At 73.2% G+C, this 20,453-nt stretch carries 19 protein-coding genes; 3 read left to right on the top strand and 16 right to left on the bottom strand.

Features of this window, described 5'->3' with window-relative positions:
- Positions 1-5: 5 nt before the first annotated feature.
- The 7 genes from SM450_RS24600 to ruvC all read right to left on the bottom strand — a co-directional run bounded on the left by SM450_RS24600 (position 6) and on the right by ruvC (position 6,656).
- The gene (locus SM450_RS24600) at positions 6-572 is read right to left on the bottom strand and encodes an adenine phosphoribosyltransferase (RefSeq protein ID WP_474622137.1); all 567 of its coding nucleotides are present in this window, start codon (positions 570-572) and stop codon (positions 6-8) included.
- Between the two features lie 98 nt (positions 573-670).
- The gene (gene secF / locus SM450_RS24595; protein ID WP_474622136.1) at positions 671-1,858 is read right to left on the bottom strand and encodes a protein translocase subunit SecF; all 1,188 of its coding nucleotides are present in this window, start codon (positions 1,856-1,858) and stop codon (positions 671-673) included.
- A gap of 1 nt (position 1,859) precedes the next feature.
- Complete coding sequence (gene secD, locus SM450_RS24590) at positions 1,860-3,761, bottom strand: protein translocase subunit SecD (protein WP_474622135.1); 1,902 nt, start codon at positions 3,759-3,761, stop codon at positions 1,860-1,862.
- A gap of 224 nt (positions 3,762-3,985) precedes the next feature.
- Entirely contained in the window at positions 3,986-4,330 is a 345-nt protein-coding gene (yajC, locus tag SM450_RS24585) for a preprotein translocase subunit YajC (RefSeq protein ID WP_474622134.1), read from the bottom strand.
- A 138-nt stretch (positions 4,331-4,468) separates the two neighbouring features.
- Positions 4,469-5,533 carry a Holliday junction branch migration DNA helicase RuvB gene (gene ruvB, locus SM450_RS24580; RefSeq protein ID WP_474622133.1) on the bottom strand — a complete coding sequence of 355 codons (1,065 nt, stop codon included), beginning with the start codon at positions 5,531-5,533 and terminating at the stop codon, positions 4,469-4,471.
- A complete protein-coding gene (gene ruvA / locus SM450_RS24575) occupies positions 5,530-6,132 on the bottom strand; it encodes a Holliday junction branch migration protein RuvA (protein WP_474622132.1) in 603 nt (200 codons plus the stop codon). The genes ruvB and ruvA overlap by 4 nt, the downstream gene beginning before the upstream one ends.
- The gene (gene ruvC, locus SM450_RS24570; RefSeq protein ID WP_474622131.1) at positions 6,129-6,656 is read right to left on the bottom strand and encodes a crossover junction endodeoxyribonuclease RuvC; all 528 of its coding nucleotides are present in this window, start codon (positions 6,654-6,656) and stop codon (positions 6,129-6,131) included. Before ruvC ends, ruvA begins: the two co-directional genes overlap by 4 nt.
- 183 nt (positions 6,657-6,839) lie before the next feature.
- Here ruvC and SM450_RS24565 point away from each other — a divergent pair, with 183 nt between their 5' ends.
- Both SM450_RS24565 and SM450_RS24560 read left to right on the top strand, forming a co-directional pair.
- A complete protein-coding gene (locus SM450_RS24565; RefSeq protein WP_474622130.1) occupies positions 6,840-7,622 on the top strand; it encodes a 3-hydroxybutyrate dehydrogenase in 783 nt (260 codons plus the stop codon).
- A gap of 14 nt (positions 7,623-7,636) precedes the next feature.
- Complete coding sequence (locus SM450_RS24560; RefSeq protein ID WP_474622129.1) at positions 7,637-9,556, top strand: helix-turn-helix domain-containing protein; 1,920 nt, start codon at positions 7,637-7,639, stop codon at positions 9,554-9,556.
- A 70-nt stretch (positions 9,557-9,626) separates the two neighbouring features.
- Here the strand turns inward: SM450_RS24560 and SM450_RS24555 are convergent, their stop codons facing one another.
- From SM450_RS24555 to SM450_RS24530, 6 genes are all read right to left on the bottom strand, one after another.
- Complete coding sequence (locus SM450_RS24555; protein WP_474622128.1) at positions 9,627-10,235, bottom strand: TetR/AcrR family transcriptional regulator; 609 nt, start codon at positions 10,233-10,235, stop codon at positions 9,627-9,629.
- A gap of 11 nt (positions 10,236-10,246) precedes the next feature.
- Positions 10,247-11,812, bottom strand: a complete 1,566-nt coding sequence (locus SM450_RS24550) for an MFS transporter (protein ID WP_474622127.1) — start codon at positions 11,810-11,812, stop codon at positions 10,247-10,249.
- A 154-nt stretch (positions 11,813-11,966) separates the two neighbouring features.
- Positions 11,967-12,590, bottom strand: coding sequence for a transcriptional regulator (locus SM450_RS24545; RefSeq protein ID WP_474622126.1), 624 nt, complete (start codon positions 12,588-12,590; stop codon positions 11,967-11,969).
- A 98-nt stretch (positions 12,591-12,688) separates the two neighbouring features.
- Complete coding sequence (locus tag SM450_RS24540) at positions 12,689-13,843, bottom strand: acyltransferase family protein (RefSeq protein WP_474622125.1); 1,155 nt, start codon at positions 13,841-13,843, stop codon at positions 12,689-12,691.
- 53 nt (positions 13,844-13,896) lie between these two features.
- Positions 13,897-15,213, bottom strand: coding sequence for a glycosyltransferase 87 family protein (locus SM450_RS24535; RefSeq protein ID WP_474622124.1), 1,317 nt, complete (start codon positions 15,211-15,213; stop codon positions 13,897-13,899).
- 66 nt (positions 15,214-15,279) lie between these two features.
- Entirely contained in the window at positions 15,280-16,356 is a 1,077-nt protein-coding gene (locus SM450_RS24530; RefSeq protein WP_474622180.1) for an alcohol dehydrogenase catalytic domain-containing protein, read from the bottom strand.
- Positions 16,357-16,478: 122 nt separating this feature from the next.
- On the opposite strand from SM450_RS24530, the gene SM450_RS24525 reads away from it, so the two are divergent.
- Positions 16,479-17,651: an acyl-CoA dehydrogenase family protein gene (locus tag SM450_RS24525; protein ID WP_474622123.1), complete on the top strand. Its 1,173-nt coding sequence runs from the start codon at positions 16,479-16,481 to the stop codon at positions 17,649-17,651.
- Between the two features lie 10 nt (positions 17,652-17,661).
- Here the strand turns inward: SM450_RS24525 and SM450_RS24520 are convergent, their stop codons facing one another.
- From SM450_RS24520 to SM450_RS24510, 3 genes are all read right to left on the bottom strand, one after another.
- Positions 17,662-18,699, bottom strand: a complete 1,038-nt coding sequence (locus SM450_RS24520; RefSeq protein WP_474622122.1) for an aminotransferase class V-fold PLP-dependent enzyme — start codon at positions 18,697-18,699, stop codon at positions 17,662-17,664.
- A gap of 508 nt (positions 18,700-19,207) precedes the next feature.
- Positions 19,208-19,405 carry a hypothetical protein gene (locus SM450_RS24515; protein WP_474622121.1) on the bottom strand — a complete coding sequence of 66 codons (198 nt, stop codon included), beginning with the start codon at positions 19,403-19,405 and terminating at the stop codon, positions 19,208-19,210.
- 112 nt (positions 19,406-19,517) lie between these two features.
- Entirely contained in the window at positions 19,518-20,429 is a 912-nt protein-coding gene (locus SM450_RS24510) for a hypothetical protein (RefSeq protein WP_474622120.1), read from the bottom strand.
- Positions 20,430-20,453 lie beyond the last annotated feature (24 nt).

The raw sequence follows: 20,453 nt of genomic DNA, 5'->3' as shown, positions 1-20,453 counted from the left end.
GCGGCTCAAACGGTCAACAGGGCATGGACCGGGCGTGGGGCGAGCCGCTCCCGGCCCTTGAGGAAACCCAGCTCCAGCAGGACGGTGAAGCCGGCGACCGTGCCGCCGGCGCGCTCCACCAGGTCGAGCGTCGCCTCGGCGGTGCCGCCGGTGGCGAGCACGTCGTCGAGCACCAGCACGCGGTGGCCGGCGGTGAACGCGTCCTGGTGGACCTCGAGCGTCGCCTCGCCGTACTCAAGCGCGTAGAAGGCCGAGTGGGTCGCCCGGGGCAGCTTGCCGGCCTTGCGCACCGGCACCACGCCGACCCCGGTGGCGTACGCGACGGCCGCGGCGAGCACGAAACCGCGCGCCTCGATGCCCACCACGGCGTCGAACGAGTCGGGCCCGTGGTAGGCGATGATCCCGTCGATCACCTCACGGAACGCCACGCCGTCGGCGAACAGCGGCATCAGATCCTTGAACATGACCCCCGGCTTGGGGAAGTCCGGCACGTCGAGCGTCCGGCTGGCGACCAGCCGGGCGACCTCCGGGCCGCTGTCTCCCCGTACGCCTGCGGTGTGGGTCTCCGTCACGGTACGTCCCATGTCCTCTCGAAACGACGACGGCGTCCGCCATGCCGTGACAACAGCATGACGGACGCCGTCCGGTCGGTTCCGTCCGGGCTGTGCGGTCAGCGGCGCTTCGCGCCACCCGGCCGGTTGCCTCCGCCGGGGCGACCGCCCCGGGCGCCGCTGGGGCGCTTGCCGGCCGGCCGGGAGCCGACCTTCGGGGCGGCGCCGGCCAGAGCCGGGTCCGCGTCCGTCTCGACCGGCTGGTCACCGGCCGGCGCGGGGCGCGGGGCGCCCTTCGGGGCGACCTCGCCCCGGGAGACGGCCGCCCGGCGGGCGTGCACCCGCTTGTTGTGCGCGCTGATCCGCGGGTCCTGGTTCTTCAGCAGCACCAGCAGCGGGGTGGCCAGCAGGATCGAGGTGAGGAACGCCACCGCCATGCCGACGAAGAGCACCAGGCCGAGGTCCTTCAGGGTGCCCGCGCCGAGCAGGCCGGCGCCGATGAACAGCAGGCCGCCGACCGGGAGCAGCGCCACCACCGAGGTGTTGAGCGACCGCATGAGGCTCTGGTTGAGCGCCAGGTTCGACGCCTCGCCGTAGGTGAGGTTGTTGTTCGCGGTGATGCCCCGCGTGTTCTCCTGCACCTTGTCGAAGACCACCACCACGTCGTAGAGCGCGAAGCCCAGGATGGTGAGGAAGCCGATGATCGTCGACGGGGTGACCTCGAAGCCGACGAGCGAGTAGATGCCGGAGGTGAGGACCAGGTTGGTGAGCAGCGAGATGATCGCGGCGACGGCCATCCGCCACTCGAAGCGCAGCACCAGGTAGACCGTCACCACGGCGAGGAAGATCAGCAGACCGAGGAACGCCCGCGAGGTGACCTGACTGCCCCACGCCTCGGAGACCTGGCTGCCGCTGATCTGGTCGGGCTGGATGCCGAACTCCTCCGCCATCGCGGTCTTGGCCGCGTTGGCCTGCTCCTGGCTGAGCTGCCCGGTGCGCATCTCGTAGGTCTCGCCGCCGGCGCCGCCGACCTTCTGCGCGGTGACGACCTCGACGCCGGGCGCCTCCTTGGCCAGCGCGTCGTCGACGACCTTCTCGGCCCGGTCCAGTGTGCCGACGCTTGCCGGCACCTGGAACGAGTTGCCGCCGGCGAACTCGATGCCGAGCTTGAAGCCGTTGAGCGCGAAGCTCAGCACGGCGATCAGCACAAGCGCGCCGGCCACGCCGAACCACAGCTTGCGCTTGCCGACGATGTTGAGATCGGCCTCGCCACGGTAGAGCCGGGCGGCCAGACCACTCTTAGCCATCTCAGGCCTCCTTGACGCGCGGGTTGCGGGCGGCGCCCGACTCGGCCGACCGGGCCGGCAGCGCCCGGCCCAGACCGCTGACCCGCGGGGACATGAACGCCCGGGTGCGGGCGAACATCGTCATGATCGGGTGGCGGAAGAGGAACACGACGACCAGGTCCAGCACGGTCGCCAGGCCGAGCGCGAAGGCGAAGCCCTTCACCGCGCCGACCGACACGATGTAGAGCACCACGGCCGACATCAGCGTGATGGCGTTCGCCGAGATGATCGTCCGGCGGGCCCGGATCCAGGCCCGCGGCACCGCGCTGCGCGGGCTGCGGCCCTCGCGGATCTCGTCCTTGAGCCGTTCGAAGTAGATGACGAACGAGTCCGCCGCCACACCGAGCGAGACGATCATGCCGGCGATGCCGGCGAGCGTGAGCGTGAACCCGATCGACCGGCCGAGCACCACGAGCGCGCCGAAGACAAGCAGCGCGGAGAGCACCAGGCTGAGGAAGATGACCGAGCCGAGCAGCCGGTAGTAGAAGAACGAGTAGATGATGACAAGCAGCATGCCGATGCCGGCCGCGAGCAGGCCCGCCTTGAGGTGGCTGTCGCCGAGCGTCGCGGTGACGTTCTGGCTCTCCTGCGGCTCGAACGTCACCGGCAGGGCGCCGTAGCGGAGCTGGCTGGCGAGCGCGTTCGCCGACTTGTTGTCGAAGCTGCCGGTGATCTGCGAGTCACCTGTCAGCACGCCCTGGATCTCCGGCGAGGAAACGATCTCGTTGTCCAGCACCACGGCGACCCGGCACTTGCCGTCCTGGCCGAGCGCGGTCTGGTCGCACGCCTGACCCTCGTTGTTGAACGACTCGCGGGTCAGCGCGGTCCACTTCTCCTGACCCTTGCCGGTGAAGTTGAGACTTACCACCCAGGAGCTGGTCTGGTCGAGCTGGGCGGAGGCGTTCTTGACGTCGGTGCCCAGCACCTTGGCCACGTCGAGCAGGTATTTCGCGCCGGACTCGCAGGCCACCGCCTTCTGCTTCTCGTCCTTGATCGAGGCGGCCGGCCGCTTGTCGAGCTGGGCGCAGGTGATGGTGGGGACGTTGAACTGCATCTCCACCGGCAGCACCGCGACCTCCTGCGGGGTCAGCGTGCCGAACGGCTTGAGCTTGTCCCCCAGGGACGGGTCGGTGGCGAGGTCGGCCGGGGCCTGGAGGCCCGAGGCGGCGGTCCACGCGGCGGCGCCCACCTTCTGCTGCACGGCCTGGCGCTGCTGCTCGATGCTCTGCGGCACCGGCTCGGCGCTGGCGCTCGGGCTCGGCGCGGCGGCGCTCGGCGAGGCAGACGGCGTGGCGCTGGCGCTCGGCGCGGGGGCCATGCCGCCCTGCCCACCGGCGCTCGGCGACGCGCTGACCTTGGCGCTGCCGGACGGCTTCGGCGAGGCGCTGCCGGACGGCTGGGCGCTGCCGGACGGCGCCGGGGTGGCGCTCGGGCTCGGCGGCGGCGCGGCAGCCGCGCCGCTGCCGTCGGTCGCCTTGAGCACCTTGCGGAAGCGCAGCTCGGCGGCGCTGCCCACGTCGGTCAGGTCACGGTTCTCGCCGGGCAGGGAGATGACGATGTTGCGGTTGCCCTCGGTGACCACCTCCGCCTCGGCCACGCCGTAGCCGTTGACCCGGCTCTCGATGATCTGGCGCGCCTCTTCGAGGTTCTCCGAGGTCGGCGGCTTGCCGTCCACCGTGTTGGTGGCCTCCAGCGTCAGCCGGGTGCCGCCGATGAGGTCCAGGCCGAGCCGGGGCTCCAGCCGATCCTTCCAGCCACCACTGGCGCCACCCGAGAAGAACACCAAAAGATAGAGGACGACGAAGATGAACCCGAGCACGGCGAGCTGCCGTCCGGGGCGCATCTGTCCCTGAGGTGGTGCCACGGCTGTCCTGTCTCCCTGTACGGTCGCGCCGCTTCCACGGCGGCGACACCTGTCGGGCCGGGGGTGTCCGCCCGACTGCTCCGGCGGGCCGGGGCCGGTGACCGGCACGCCGACCCGAGCGCGACGCGGGGGCATCGCGCGGGCCTGGCCGCGTGCCGGCGTCGGACGCCGACCCAACTATCCACTTGTGGGGGTGTTTCCGCTGCCCCGTTCGGGGCGGATGGTCAGTCCTTGACCGACTCGGTCTCGTCGCTGATCGTCTCCGCCTCGGGCGCCTCGGCCCGCTTGACCACCCGGGCCACGGCGGGGCGGGCGTAGCGGGTCTGCACGCCCGGGGCGACCTCAAGCAGGACCGTCTCGTCCTCGATCGCGGTGACCGTGCCGTGCAGGCCGCCGATGGTGACCACCTCGTCGCCGGGGGCGAGGCCGGACTGCATCTGCTCCGCCTCGCGGCGGCGCTTCTGCTGCGGACGGATCATCATGAAGTACATGACGACGAAGAGCAGAGCGATCATGAGGATCGGCGTCAGACCGCCGGCTCCCCCGCCACTCGCTGCTGCGTAAAGCACGGTGTCGACCTTCCGGTTGGCCTCCGCCGACCCCGGGGGGCGCCGCAGCGGAGGCGGATTCTCACGTCCTGTACAGACCGCGGCGAAGTCTAGTCCCTGCTCCTGAGAAGACCGAATGCGACACAGATCACGAACGGATCACGCCTGGTCGGTCTGCGTCGAGAACAGGTCGGGCCCCGGAGGGGTGTCCGCACCAAATGTACCATTCGGGGGAATGCGGCCCAGATGGTGCCAGGCGGCCCCGGTGGCCACCCGGCCCCGGGGCGTACGGGCCAGCAGACCGGCCCGGACCAGGAACGGCTCGCAGACCTCCTCGACCGTGTCCGGCTGCTCCCCCACCGCCACGGCCAGGGTGGAGACCCCGACCGGGCCACCCCGGAACGAGTCGACGAGCGCGGTCAGCACCGCCCGGTCGAGCCGGTCCAGGCCGAGCGCGTCCACGTCGTAGACGGTGAGCGCGGACCTGGCGGTCTCCACCGTGACCACCCCGTCGGCGCGCACCTCGGCATAGTCGCGGACCCGGCGCAGCAGCCGGTTGGCGATCCGCGGCGTGCCCCGGGACCTTCCGGCGATCTCCGCCGCGCCGTCGGGCGTGATCGGCACGCCGAGGATCCGCGCGGACCGGTGCAGCAGCGTCTCCAGGTCGGCCGGCGAGTAGAAGTCGAGGTGCGCGACGAAGCCGAACCGGTCCCGCATCGGCCCGGTCAGCAGACCGGCGCGGGTGGTGGCGCCGACAAGGGTGAACGGCTCCACGTCGAGCGGGATGGCGGTCGCGCCCGGCCCCTTGCCCACCACCACGTCGACCCGGAAGTCCTCCATGGCGCTGTAGAGCAGCTCCTCGGCCGGCTTGGCGATCCGGTGGATCTCGTCGATGAAGAGCACGTCGCCCTCGGCCAGGCTGGTCAGGATCGCGGCCAGGTCGCCGGAGCGCTCGATCGCCGGGCCGCTCGTCACCCGGATCCCCGAGCCCAGCTCGGCGGCGACGATGTTGGCCAGGCTGGTCTTCCCGAGGCCCGGCGGGCCGGACAGCAGGATGTGGTCGGGTGGGGAGCCGCGCCGCATCGCGCCCTGCAACAGCAGGTCGAGCTGGTCGCGGACCCGGTCCTGGGCGATGAACTCGGCGAGCCGCTTCGGCCGGACGCTCGCCTCCGCGTCCAGGTCGGTGTCGCTGACGTACGCCGAGACCAGGTTGTCACCACTCATCGGGTGCGGCCCAGGAGGCGGATCGCCTGCTTGAGCAGGACCGGCACCGGCGGGGTCGCCCCGTCGACGGTCTCGGCGACCGCGACCACCGCCTGCTCGGCCTGGGCGGCCGACCAACCGAGCCCGACAAGCGCCTGACGCACCTGCTCCGGCCAGGCCCCGGCGGTCACGCCGCCCGCGCCGTCCGGGCCGATCGCCACCGGGCCGATCCGGTCCCGCAGCTCCAGCACAAGCCGCTCGGCGCCCTTCTTGCCGATGCCCGGCACCCGGGTCAGCGCGGCGAGGTCGGCGTTGGCGATCGCCTTCCGGACCGCGTCCGGGGTGTGCACGGCGAGCACGGCCTGGGCCAGCCGGGGGCCGACGCCGCTCGCGGTCTGGAGCAGCTCGAACAACTGCTTGGCGTCGTCGTCGGCGAAGCCGTAGAGGGTGAGTGAGTCCTCCCGGACCACCAGGCTGGTGGCCAGCCGGGCCGGCTGGCCGACCCTCAGGTCGGCGATGGTGCCGGGGGCGCACTGCACGGCGAGGCCGATGCCACCCACCTCCACCACCGCGTGGTCCGGACCGGTCGCGGTCACCGTGCCGCGCACGCTGGCGATCATCGCATGCCTCCTCGTCGGGCCCGCTGCGCCGCGGCGGCCAGCTTGGACCGGGTGCCGCCGCGCCACACGTGGCAGATGGCCAGCGCCAGGGCGTCGGCGGCGTCGGCCGGCCGGGGCGGCTCGTCAAGTCGCAGCAGCCGGGTCACCATGGTGGTCATCTGGGCCTTGTCCGCCTGGCCGGAACCGGTCACCGCCGCCTTCACCTCGCTGGGGGTGTAGGTCGTCACCGGCAGCCCGGCCCGGGCGCCGGCGAGCACCGCGACGCCGCTTGCCTGCGCGGTGCCCATCACGGTGCGCACGTTGTGCTGGCTGAACACACGCTCCACCGCCACCGCGTCCGGCCGGTGCTCGGCGACCAGGTCAGCAAGCGTTCGGTCCAGATGCAGCAGGCGCAGCGGCAACTCGTCGGCGGGATCGGTGTGGATCACGTAGTAGGCGACCAGGGTGCAGGGACGACCGGGCACGCCCTCGACCACGCCGACCCCGCACCGGGTCAGCCCCGGGTCGACGCCCAGCACGCGCACGCCGCCTCCTCCCCGAGCCGCCAGCAGTACGTGTGTTCGACACACCCTACCGATGCGACCCGGCGGCCGGACGGGCGGACACGCCGGGGGCGATCGGTGACGCACGGCACCACACACTGAAGCGGTCGAGTATGTGTCGAGGCCCCATGTGCCCGGGGCCACACGCCTCGTAACTTCGGCGCTATGACGGCAGAACCCGTGGCGGTCCCCCACGTCGTACACGTCGACCTCTCCGGTCGCACCGCCCTGGTGACCGGCGGTGGCAGCGGGATCGGGCGGGCCTGCGCCCTGCGGCTGGCGGCGGCCGGCGCGGCGGTGCTGGTGCTCGACCGCAACGTGGAGGCGGCCAAGGCGGTGGCCGCCGAGGCGGGCGGCCGGGCCGAGGGCGTCGACCTGGCCGACCCGGAGGCGGTGGACCGGCTCGACGTCGACGCCGACATCGTGGTGAACAACGCCGGGTTGCAGCACGTCGCGCCGGTGCAGGACTTCCCGGTGGAACGCTTCGAGTACATCCAGCGGGTGATGGTGGAGGCGCCGTTCCTGCTGATCCGCCGGGCGCTGCCCCGGATGTACGCCAACGGCTGGGGCCGGATCGTCAACATCTCCTCGGTGCACGGGCTGCGCGCCTCGCCGTACAAGGCGGCGTACGTCTCGGCCAAGCACGCCCTGGAGGGCCTGTCCAAGGTGGTCGCGCTTGAGGGCGCCGCGCACGGCGTGACGGCCAACTGCATCAACCCGGCGTACGTGCGGACCGCGCTCGTGGAGAGCCAGATCGCCGACCAGGCGGCAAGTCACGGCATCGGCGAGGACGACGTGGTGGAGAAGATCATGCTGGCCCGGGCGGCGATCAAGCGGCTGATCGAGCCGGAGGAGGTGGCCGAGCTGGTGGCGTACCTGTGCGCGCCGCCCGCCGCGTTCCTCACCGGCGCCTCGATCGCCCTCGACGGGGGCTGGACGGCCAACTAGTGGCGCCGCGCACAATGTCGGTCATGTCGTCGCCGGTCGAGTTCCTGGAGCTGCTGGCGCGCGAGGCCGCCGCGGTCGAGTTCGAGGGCCCGCTCGTCGCCGCGCGCGCCGCCGGCCTGCCCCCCGACCGGCTGGCCGAGCTGGAGCAGGCGAAGGTGGTGGCGCTGCGGGTCCGGGCGCTGCTGGAACGCCGGCGTCGCCGGGAGACCGAGCTGTCCGGCCTGTACGACACCGCGAGCGACCTGGCCGGCCTGCGCGACCTGGACGACGTGCTGCGCGCGATCGTGCACCGGGCGCGGATCCTGCTCGGCACCGACGTGGCGTACATGACGCTCAACGACGACGAGCGCGGCGACACGTACATGCGGGTCACCGACGGCTCGATCTCGGCCCGGTTCCAGCGGCTGCGGCTGGAGATGGGCGACGGGTTGGGCGGGTTGGTGGCGCAGACCGGCACCCCGTACGTGACCTCGAACTACCAGGAGGACGAACGGTTCCGGCACACCGGGGAGATCGACGGCGGGGTGGGTGAGGAGGGCCTGGTGGCCATCCTCGGCGTGCCGCTGCGGCTCGGGTCGAGCGTGATCGGCGTGCTCTACGCGGCCAACCGCTCCGCCCGCCCGTTCGCCCGGGAGGAGGTGTCGCTGCTGGTCTCCCTGGGCGCGCACGCGGCGGTGGCGATCGACACCGCCCGGCTGCTGGCCGAGACCCGCGCGGCGCTCGCGGAGCTGTCCGCGGCGAACACCACGATCCGGGCGCACAGCAGCTCGGTGGAGCGGGCCGCCGCCGCGCACGACCGGATGACCGCGCTCGTGGTCCGCGGCGGCGGGATGGAGGACGTGGCGGCGGCGGTGACCGAGGTGCTCGGTGGGGCGCTGCTGGCGCTCGACGCCGAGGGGCGGCGGCTGGCCCGGGTGGGCGAGATCGAGGAACCGGACCGGGCGGACATGGTGGAGGCGATCGCCGCCTCGCGCACCGAGGGGCGCAGCGTGCGCCGCGGCCCGCTCTGGTACGCCGCCGTGGTGGCCGGCGCGGAGAACCTGGGCGCGCTCGTGCTGCGCCCGGACGACGAACTGGTCGACGCCGACCAGCGGATCCTGGAGCGGGCCGCGCTTGTGACGGCGTTGCTGCTGCTGTTCCGCCGGACGGTGGCCGAGGCGGAGGGGCGGGTCCGGGGCGAGCTGCTCGACGACCTGATCGCCAGGCCGTTGCGGGACACCGACGCGCTGCGCAGCCGGGCCCGCCGGATCGGGGTGGACCTGGACGCCCCGCACGTGCTGGTGGCGGTCGGCGACGACGCGTTCGCCGAGACCGGCTCGGCCCGGCAGCGGGTGCTGTCCTGGGCCACCACGTACGCCTCGACCCGGGGTGGGCTGGCGGCGGCGCGCGACGGGCGGGTGGTGCTGATGCTGCCCGGGCAGGACGCGGGCGGCGCGGCCCGCGCGGTGGCCCGGGACCTGTCCCGGTTGACCGGCCGGCCGGTGACCGCCGGGGCGAGCGGGCCGTCGACCGGGCCGGCGTCGCTCGCGGTCACGTTCGCCGAGGCGGAGCGCTGCCTGACCGCGCTCGGGGCGTTGGGCCGGGCCGGGCAGGGGGCGAGCACGGCGGAGCTGGGGTTCGTCGGGTTGCTGCTGGGCGCGGTAGGCGACGCCGGTGACCGGGACGTGAGCCGGTTCCTCACCGCCACGGTGGGGCCGGTGGTCGACTACGACGCCCGGCGGGGCACCGCGCTGGTGCGGACGCTTGAGGCGTACTTCGGGGTGGGCGGCAGCCTGGCCCGGGCGGCCGAGCTGCTGCACGTGCACGTCAACACCGTGACCCAGCGGCTGGAGCGGGTCGGCCACCTGCTGGGCGCCGACTGGCAGAAGCCGGAACGGGCGCTTGAGGTGCAGCTCGCCCTGCGCCTGCACCGGCTGCGCGTCCCGGCCGACTAGGCGGACCCGGCCAGCTCAGCGGGCGCAGACCCCGGCCGGCTCGGCGCGCGGCGGAGCCGGCCCGGCCGGCTCAGCGGGCGCGCAGGCCGTCCAGGACCGCGTCCACGATCCGCTCGGGCAGGATCCGCTCGTCCCACTCGGGGTGCCAGGGCAGCATCCGCTGGGTCAGGATCGGCGCGGTGAGCAGCGCCATGGCGACGTCGATGTCGAGGTCGGCGCGCAGCTCGCCGCTGTCGATCGCGCGGCGCAGCACCTCGCGCATCGCCTGCCGCCGGGGCTCGATGATCGCCTCGTACGCCGCCCGGTGGGCGGAGCTGCGGCTCACCTCGGGCACCAGACACGGCATGATCTTGCGGACCCGCGGGTCGACGTGCTGGCCCACGGCGCTCACAAGCAGCACCAGGTCGTCCCGGACGGAGTGCCCGCCGGTGCGCGGCGGGGCGCCCTTGAGCCGGCCGAGCGCGTCCACCAGCAGCGCGTCCTTGCCCGGCCAGCGGCGGTAGATGGTGGCCTTGCCGACCCCGGCCCGGGCCGCGATCGCCTCGATGGAGAGCGCCTCGACGGTGCTGCCCTCGGCGAGCAGGTCGAGGGCGGCCTCCACGATCGCCTCGTCCGCGCGGGTGCTCCGCGGTCGCCCGGGCGACCGCGGAGCATCCGTCGTGGAAGTCATGTCAGACATTGTCCACGAACCTATGCGGTTCCGGCCAACTCCGGCTCGGTGGCCGGCGCGGCGTCGGGCACCGCGACCGGGCGACCGGGCATCCAGCGCACCACGATCACCACGCCGAGCGCCGCAGCCAGCGCGGAGACTCCGGCCGCCCAGTGCATCGCGGACATGAAGGAGTCGTTCACCGCGTCGATCAGCCCTGGCGCGGCCGGACCGACCTGGTCGGCGACCGCGTACGCCCCGGAGACCGACTCCCGGGCCGCGTCGCGGACCGGGGCGGGCAGCGCGGACAGCGCCGGGCTGACCTGGTCGCGGTAGACCGCGGAGAGCACCGAGCCGAGCACCGCCACGCCGAGCGCACCGGCCACCTGGCGGATCGTGTTGCTGACCGCCGAGCCCACGCCGGCCTTCTCCCGGGGCAGCGCGGACATGATCGACTCGGTGGCCGGCGGCATGATGTTCGCCATTCCGGCGCCCTGGAGGAAGCCCAGCGCCGAGAAGATCCAGATCGGCGTGTCGGCGTCGATGGAGGCGTACCCGGCCAGCGCGACGACGGTGAGCGCCAGGCCGACCGCCGCGACCGCCCGGCCGCCGTAGCGGCGGACCATCGCGGCGCTGCGCGGGGCGAAAATGAGCTGTGCCGCCGCGAAGGGCAGGAAGAGCAGGCCGCTCTCCAGCGGGCTGTAGCCGCGGACCAGCTGAACGTAGAACGCGCCGAAGAACATCACGCCCATCGCGGCGAAGAAGATCAGCCCGACCAGGGCCACCGGTGCGGCGAACCGGGGCACCCGGAACAGCCGCACGTCGAGCGACGGGTGGTCGCTGCGCAGTTCGTGGGTGACGAACCAGGCGAGCGCCGCGAGGCCGCCGGCGATCGAGACCCAGACCTGCGGCCGGCCGAAGCCGTGCTCGCCACCGTCGATGATGCCGTAGGTCAGCGCGACCAGGCCGATCACGGAGAGCAGCACGCCGAGCAGGTCCACCCGGCCGGGGGCGGGGTCGCGGGACTCGGGGACCAGGAGCGCGACAAGCAACACGCCGACCGCCACCACCGGCACGTTGATCAGGAAGACCGAGCCCCACCAGTAGTGCTCCAGCAGCGTGCCGCCGAGCACCGGGCCGATGGCCACGGCGAGACCGACTGCGCCGGCCCAGACCCCGATCGCCCGCCCGCGCTCGCGGGGGTCGAAGACGTTGGAGATGATCGAGAGCGTGACCGGCATGATGGCCGCGCCGCCGACGCCCATCAGCGCCCGGGCGGCGATCAGCTGCGCCGGGTCCTGCGCGTACGCGGAGAGCAGCGAGGCCAGGCCGAACAGCGCCAGCCCGAGGATCAGGAAGCGTCGGCGGCCGAGCCGGTCGCCGAGCACGCCGAAGGTGAAGAGCAGGCCGGCGAAGACAAGCGTGTAGGAGTTGATCGCCCACTCCAGCTCGCCCTGGCTGGCGCCGAGGCCGCGCACCGGGTCGGCGAGGGTGCGCAACGCGACGTTGAGGATGGTGTTGTCGAGGACGACCACGAGGAGGCTGATCACCAGCACCCCCAGGATCGCCCACCTCCTCGGGTGTCCGGTGTTCTCGTGCAGTTCCATGGTTGGGACTCCCCCCGCTCACCCGCATCAAGTACGACACGGGGCAAACTCGTAACGATGCCGAGCGTAGGTGAGCGATTTTCGATACGGAACTGGTTCGTATCGAATGTGTGCCAGGTCACGTTAAGCGGGGCCCCCGCCTCTACCGGAGGCGTTAAGCGGGGGCCCCGCCTTGCAGGCAGGCGGCGGTGGCTTCGGTGAGGGTGGTGAGGCGACGCGGGGCGGGGGCGGGTGGGAACGGCTCGATCCAGCCGGGCCCGGCGGCGAGGACACGCAGTCCGGGGGTGTCCCGCCCGAGCCGGACCAGGCGGTAGGCCCGGCCGGTCAGCGGGCTCTGCGCCCACACCACCACCACCCGCGGTCGGACCCGGGCCACGGCGCTTGCCAACGCCGTCCAGGGCAGGGCCGGGCCGAGGTGCAGGCTGTCCAGCCCCCGCTCGCGCAGGGCCGCCGCGAGCGCGTGCAGGCCGAGGCAGTGCAACTCCTGCTCGGCGCCGGCGAGCAGGACGCGGCCCGCCCGCCGCGCCGGGCCCGGTTCGCGCGCCAGCACGTCCAGGCCGGACCGGACGCCCTCGGCGAAGGCGTGTTCGACGGCCACCTCGGCGGGGCTGCGGCCGGGCAACGTTGCGAGCAGGGGCGCGCAGACCCGCTCCCACAGCGGCGTCACGCCCCACCGGTCCGCCGTCTCCACGACAAGCGCGGCTACCCGGCCGTCGTCCAGGTCCTCCGCGGCGAGCGTGAGCCGCTTGCGCGCGTCCTCGACGGCGTCGGCCGGCATCGGATCGGTCCTCCCCACCAGACGAACCCTCCCGGTAGACGGTCTCTACCGGGAGGGTTCGTCGGAACGGGACGGTCTGGATGCACCGACCCGTCGGGTCAGCGGGCCTCGCGGGCCTGGCGTACGGCGGCGGTCAGCCGCGGCTTCATCCACCGCGCGACCGGCCGCTCGACGAACCGGTGGATCAGCCACGCGCCGAGCAGCAGGCCGGCGAAGACGGCGCCGATCAGCAGCCATGGGGACAGGTGGTCCTGGGCGCGCTGGATCAACGCGATCCCGAGGGTCTGGTGGATCAGGTAGAGCGGGTAGGTGAGTGCGCCCGCCGTGGCCACCCAGGACCAGCGGACCCAGCCGAACCGGCCGAGGGCGACGGCCGCCATGATGACGAGGAAGAACACGACGATCGCGGCGGACGGCAGGTAGCCGACGTCACGGGCGCGGGCGAGGCCGGGCAGCCGGGTGAGCGCCACCAGGCCGGACAGCCCGACGATCGACCAGAGCAGCAGGTTGGGGCCGAAGCGGTGGATGAGGTAGAGCGCGACGCCGGCGATGAAGTAGCTGGAGTGGTTCGCCGCGGTCACCTGGGTGAGCCACGAGTTGCCGAACTTCGGCACCACGAGTGAGGCGACGGTCCAGAGAGCGCAGAAGGTGACCACGCCGCGGTAGCTCAGGCCGCGGGCGACCAGGATCGCGAAGAGCAGATAGAAGATCATCTCGACGGTGAGCGTCCAGTAGGACAGGTCGAGATGACCGACGCCGAGGAAGTCCTGCATCATCGTCAGGTTGGCAAGCACCTGACGCGGCTCGGGTCGGCCCTCGCGCGGCACCAGCAGGAGCACGCCGGCGGCGAGCAGGACCGCGAACCAGTACGACGGGTAGAGCCGCACCACGCGGGAGACGAAGAAGTCGCCGACGGTCCGGCCCCACGCGCTCATGCAGATCACGAAACCGCTGATGATGAAGAACAGTTGCACGCCGAGGAAGCCGTACTTGGCCGCGCCGTGCACCGGCCCGAAGATCGCCCCCGCCGACGGGTCCTGCCACGCGCCGAGCTTGTCCCCGACGAGGTGGTACGCGACCACCATGACCGCCGCGCCGAGGCGCAGCCCGTCCAGGACCAGCAGCCGCGGCCGGCGCGGGGCGGGCGCCCCGGCGGCGGGCGTCTCAGCGGCGGGCGTCGCGCCGGCCGGTTCGACGGGCGGGCCGGGCTGGGCCGGAACCGGTGCGAGGCGGTGGTCCGTCGCCTGCGTCATCGACGTCTCCTGGGGAACGGGGTGGTGGGGGGCGGCCGGTTCGACGGGCCGGGTCATGCCGGTACGCGCTCCGGCGAGATCGACGCCGGTGGGACGGCGGCGCGTCGCCGGTGCCACAGCCAGAGCCCGGCGAGCGCGAACAGTACCAGCGTGGAGCCGACGTAGGCATCGAGCGCCAGCGCCTGCGCTGCGCCCTCCAACTTGCCCGACTTCCAGATCAGGCCCAGCGGGATGACCTCACCGGTGCGGATGCGCCCCGGCCACATGAGGAACGGCAGCACGGCGGCCACCGCGACCAGGGCGGCGAGCACGCGCGTCGCACCGCCGGCGCGCCGCACCACGTCGACGAGCACCAGCACCATCGGGCCGATCCAGAGCCAGTAGTGCGACCAGCTCACCGGCGAGACGACGAGCATGGTCAGGCCCACCACGACCATCGCCATGGTCTCCTCGCCCTGCCGCTGGAGCGCGACGGCCAGGGCGAGCGCGCCCACCGCGACCACGACGACGGAGATCAGCCACCAGATGTTGTTCGGCTCGTTGATGTCGAGCACGCGGGCGACGGCGCCCTGGAGGGACTGGTTGCCGCCGTAGCGCGGGCCCAGCGTCATCAGCACCCGGCTGGAGTCGAACGCCCGGCCGGTGAGCCAGTAGTCGTACGAGCCGCCCGGCTGGATGATCACGCCCAGCAGGGTGAGCACGGCGAAGGTGGCCGACGCCACGACGGCCGCCCGGATCCGGCGGGTCAGCAGCAGGTAGACCACGAACAGGCCGGGCAGCAGCTTGAGCGCGGTGGCCGCGCCCACGCCGATGCCCTTGAACCGGCTCCGGTCCGGCCGGGAGAGGTCCGCCACGACCAGCAGCAGCACGAAGATGTTGATCTGGCCGAGGCTGAGGTTGCGCTGGAGCGGCTCGGTCCAGAGCAGCAGGGCGAGCGCCGCGGCGGCCAGGCCCAGCCGGCCGCGGACCCCGCGGTGACCGAGCATCCCTGTGGTGAGGTAGAGCGCGCCGAGCATGGCCAGCAGCCCCAGGGCGTTCCACGCGTACAGGGACGTGCGGGGGTCGAGCCAGGTCAACGGCGTGATGAACGGCAACGTCACAGGCGGGTAGGTGTAGGGCAGACCCAGCGAGGTGTAGCCGAGCTGGTAGACCGGCTCGCCGTCCAGGAAGGCGTGCGCGGCGCCGAGGTACATCTGGAAGTCGATTTTGATCAGCGGATGGGCGCGTACGAAGGCGACGTATGCCGCGACTGAGCCCACAAGCGCCAGCAGGCCCGGAATGAGCAACCAGTTCGGGAGGGTGACCTGCGGCGGCGCCGGGCGATCGGGCGGGGTCTCGGTGGCCAGCCGGCGGATACGCTGGATGATCATAGTGGCTTGGATCGTAGCCTAGCCCGGACGGCGCGGGGTACCGCCGTCCGGCCGCTCCGGACGGCCTCAGTCCGGGAACGTGACGACCCAGCGGGCGCCCTCGCCGCGCGCCAGCCGCGCCAGCGCCGCGGGCGCTTCCGACAGCGGCACCGTGCCACTGACGAGCGGGGTCAGGTCGAGGTCGCCGGCGGCGAGCGCGGCGGCCAGCTCCGGCACCTCGCGGTCCGGGTCGGTCGAGCCGTAGACCGAGGAGCGCAGCGTGCGCGCCGAGTGGAAGATGTCGAGCGCGGACAGGCTGAGCAGGTCGTCCCGGGCGCCCATGCCGACCACGGTGACCGCTCCCCCGCGCCGCGTCGCCCGCCAGGCGGCGCGGATGGTGACGGACCGGCCGACGCACTCGAAGGCGTGGTCCACCCCGCGCCCGCCGGTGCGGGCCCGGACCTCCGCGCCGAGCGTGTCGTCGGAGCGCAGGAAGTCGGTGGCACCGGCGGCGAGGGCCAGCTCCCGCTTGGCCTCCACCACGTCGACGGCGAGGATCGGCGCCGCGCCGCCCCGCCGGGCCGCGGTGAGCACGGCCAGCCCCACCCCGCCCAGCCCGATCACCGCGACCGACTCACCGGCGGCGACCCGGGCGGTGTTGCGGACCGCGCCGGCGCCGGTGAGCACCGCGCAACCCAGCAGCGCCGCCTGGGCCGGCGGCAGCCCGGACGGCACCGGCACGGCCGCACGCTCCGGCACCACCACCTCCTCGGCGAGCGCGCCGAGCCCGAGCGTGACGTGCAACGGCTCCCCGGCCGCGGTCTGCCCGCGCGCCACCGACGGGGCGGCGTTCGCGGCGCAGAGCCACGGCTCGCCGTGCCGGCAGTGCCAGCAGTCGCGGCAGGCGGGCGCCCAGTTGAGCACCACGGGCGTACCCACGGCCAGCCGTACGCCAGGCCCGACCCCGGCCACCACGCCTGTCGCCTCGTGTCCGAGCACAAGCGGGTACGCGGGCGTCAGCGTGCCGTTCACCATGGCCAGGTCGGAGTGGCAGAGGCCGGCGGCGCGGATCCGGACCCGCAGCTCACCCGGGCCGGGCGCGGGCAGGCGCACCTCCTCGACGGCCGGGGTGGCGTCCCGGCCGCGGACGACGAGCGCCCTCATCGCCGCGTCGCCGTCAGCTCGGTGCACAGATCCATGACGTCCCTCGGGTGGAAACCAGCGGTGGGAGTTGGCACGCTACCCGAGCGCTAGTTTGGGTGCCGACGTCGAGCCGAGGAGGCACCGTGGACTTCGCACTCTCCGACGAGGAACGCGCGATCCGGGACACCGTCCGGACGTTCATGACCCGCGAGGTGATGCCGCTGGAGCCCGAGGTGCTGCGCCGCGAACGCGCCCACCGGCCCGGCCTGGACCGCTCCGAGCTGCGCGAACTCCAGCTCAAGGCGAAGAAGTTCGGCTTCTGGGGGCTGGCCACCCCGGAGGAGTACGGCGGGATGGCGCTGCCGGCGGTCATGCAGTCGCTGATCTGGACCGAGCTGGGCCGTACCTTCGTGCCGTTCCGCTTCGGCGGCGAGGCGGACAACATCCTGTTCCACGCCACCGAGGAGCAGAAGCGGGAGTTCCTGCTCCCCACCATCGCCGGGGACCGGATCTCCTGCTTCGCCATCACCGAGCCGGGGGCCGGCTCGGACGCGGCGAACATCAGGATGCGCGCCCGCCGCGACGGCGACGACTGGGTCCTCGACGGCGAGAAGACGTTCATCACCAACGGCAACGACGCCGACTTCGCCATCGTGGTGGCGGTGACCGACCCGGAGAAGGGCGCCCGGCACGGTGGCGCGACCGCGTTCCTGGTGGACCGCTCGATGGGCTGGCGGTCGGAGTTCATCCAGACCATGGGCGAGGGCGGCCCGGCCGCGCTCGTCTTCGACGGCGTACGGGTGCCGCACCGCAACATCCTCGGCGAACCCGGCCAGGGCTTCACGCTCGGCATGGAGTGGATCGGCAAGGGCCGCTACACCATTCCCTCGCACGCGATCGGCATCGCCGAACGGGCCCTCCAGATGGCGATCGACCACGCCAACACCCGGGAGACGTTCGGTGCGCCGATCGCCACCAACCAGGCGATCCAGTGGATGATCGCCGACTCGGAGACCGAGCTGGAGGCCGCCCGCTGGCTGGTCCTGCGATCGGCCTGGACCGTCGACGCGGGCCTGGATCCCCGGCACGCCTCCTCGATGGGCAAGCTCTACGGCGCCGGCATGGTCAACCGGGTGGTGGACCGGGTGCTCCAGATCCACGGCGGCATGGGCTACACCCGCGAGCTGCCGATCGAACGCTGGTACCGGCAGGTGCGGCTCTACCGGATCTTCGAGGGCACCGACGAGATGCAGCGGCTGATCATCTCCCGGGACCTGCTGCGCGGTTACACGAAGATCGGCGGCCACCTGGCCTGAGCGCGCCGGTTCAGCCGGTCAGCGCGTCCAGGGCCAGGTCGACGTCCGCCTCGGTGGTGTAGAGGTGGAACGAGGCGCGCACCCGGCCGGCCCGGACCGCCGCCCGCACCCCGGCCCGGGCCAGCTTCTCCTGCGCGCCCGCCACCTCGACGGTGACGATCGCGCTGTCGCCGGGCGGGCGGCCCAACCCGGTCAGGAAGCGGTTGGCGAGCGCCACGTCGTGGTCCCGCACCTCCGCCAGGTCGAGATCGGCGAGCAGTTCCAGCACCGGGGCCGCGCCGGCGTAGCAGAGCCAGGACGGGGAGATGTCGAACCGCCGGGCGTCGTCGGCCAACCGCATCGGCGTGCCGTAGTAGGAGGCGTGCGGGTCCTGGCCGGCGTACCAGCCGGCGGCGTCCGGGCGCATCCGCTCACGCAGCGCCGGCGCCAGGTAGGCGAAGGCCGAGCCGCGCGGTGCCATCAACCACTTGTACGCCCCCACCAGCACCGCGTCCGCCCGGTCCGCCGCGAACGGCAGCCAGCCGCACGCCTGGGTGGCGTCGACCACCACGAACGCGCCGTGCGCCCGGGCCGCCGCGACGATCTCGTCGTACGGCGCGACCGTGCCATCGGCGGACTGCACCACGCTGAACGCCACCACGTCGGTGCCGGCGTCGATCGCGTCGACAAGCCCGGCCAGCGGGACGGTGCGCACCCGCACGCCGCGTTCCTCCTGCACCAGCCAGGGGAAGAGGATCGAGGTGAACTCGCCCTCCGGCACCACCACCGTGGCGCCCGGCGGCAGCGCCGCCGCGATCGGCGCGGCGAACTGCGACACGGCGGCGCCGATGCTCACGTCGGCCGGGTCGACGCCGACCAGCCGGGCGAACGCGGCCCGGGACCGGCCGACCGACTCGTCCCACACCTCGAACGAAACCGCACCGTTACGCCATTCGGCGAGCACCTGCTGCACGGCCGCCCACACCGGATCGGGTGGCAACCCGTAGCTGGCGGTGTTCAACCATCCCGGCTCCGGCTGCCACAACTTCTGTGCCTGTTCCAATTCCATACACCGACGCTAGCCGCAGTCGCCGTTTTCCGTGGACCCCCAATCCCACCCCCGTGGCCCCACCTCTCCCGCTCACCTCCCTCACGCCGAAGAGGGCTCCGGTGGCGGGGGCGATCATGAGGTTGACGGCATCAGCGGAGATCAACACCACCGTCAACCTCATGATCGCCCGCTGTCGTCTAAGTGCGGGGGTTGGGTGGGGTCGTTTCTTCGATCTTGGACTTGTGGTGCCATGAAATGTCGGTTTCGGGATGGTATCGGAGGAGCCACAAGTCCAAGATCGGGGTGACCGTCCGAGATCTTGGAAGGTGGCGGGTGTCGCAAGCACCCCGGAAACCGCGGCTACATCGCCCGCCGCCGCGTCTGAGGCCGTGCCGCCGGGGAACAACCGGCACCCTGCGGCGGGGTGCACCCGCGGCGCGAGGTTCAGCGTCGGGCCGGGCCGGGCCGGGCCGGGCCGGGCCGGGCCGGATCAGACGGATCAGACAGATCAGGCGGATCAGGCGGATCAGGCGGTGGAGCCGGCCAGGGGGCGCTCGGCGTCGGGTGGGGCCGCCGTGCCTGACGCGGGCTCGTCGTCGACCAAGCTGGCCTCGTCGAACGGCCGGTCACCGGCCAGTACGGCACGGGCCTGGTCACGGTCGAACTCGCCGGTCCCGGTGCCGACCAGGACGGTCGCGACGGCGTTGCCGGCGACGTTGGTCAACGCCGGGCCCCGGACATGAACCGGTCGATGCCGACGATCAGGCCAACGCCGTCGACCAGGTCCGGCCGGTGTGACTGGAGGCCGCCGGCCAGGGTGGCGAGCCCGGCGCCGGTCACCCCGGCCGCGGCCCTCGGGGTGGAGGCAGGTCCGCGAGCGCCGTCGCCATCTCCGCCCGGACCCGGGACAACGGCCAGCCGGCCAGGTCAGGCAGGCCGTGCCGGTCCCGCAGCCGCCGCACCGCCGTCAGGCCGACCAGGTAGCCGCAGCGCCGGGGCAGGTCGCCGCGCAGCGGCGAGTCCCGCATGAGGAAGTACGCGGCGTGGTGCTCCGGGTCGGTCGCGTCGAGGTCGGCGCGCACCCGGCCCAGGATCTCCGGCCAGCGGCGGCGGCACTCGTCGAGCCACCTCCGCTTGTCGGGCCGGCCGAACCAGAGGTACGCCTCAAGCGGGCGGCCGGGATCGAGTTCGGCGGTGACCTGGGTGGCCAGCCCCTCGGCGAAAAGCTGGTTCGCCACCCCGTGCGGGGGCCAGTCGCGGATCCCGGCCCGGCGGTCGTGCACGACGTGCGCGACCTCGTGCCGCACCAGCAGCCCGTCGTCGTCCGGCGGGCCGAGGCGTTCCACGGCGAGGAAGAGCGCGTACCGGCCGCCCAGGTCGTCGGCCCAGCCGTTGGCCCGGCCCAGCCCGACGAGCACCACGCACTCGACCGGTCCGCCCTCGCCGGCCCAGCCGAGCGCGCCGGCCGCGTCCGCGACGCCGGCGGGCAGCAGGTCGCGTACCGCCTCGGCGCGTGCGGCCAGGTCGGCGACCCGGTCGCGGAGCCCGGCCACGGCGGCGGTCACGTCCGCCGGGTCGGACCAGTCGCCGTCACGGTCGAGCGCCCGGAACACGTCCGGGTGCCGGGCCCGGTAGCCGGACCGCCACAGCTCCGGCCAGTGTTCGGCCGGCGCGGACCGGCACTGCCGGAGGCAGGCAAGCGCGTCGGGCACCAGGTCACGGACGTGCAGCAGGTCGGTGGGCGGCATCCCGGCAATGCTGCCCGATCCCCG

Source organism: Micromonospora marincola, from assembly GCF_056150385.1.
This window is presented reverse-complemented; position numbering and strand designations above follow the sequence as displayed.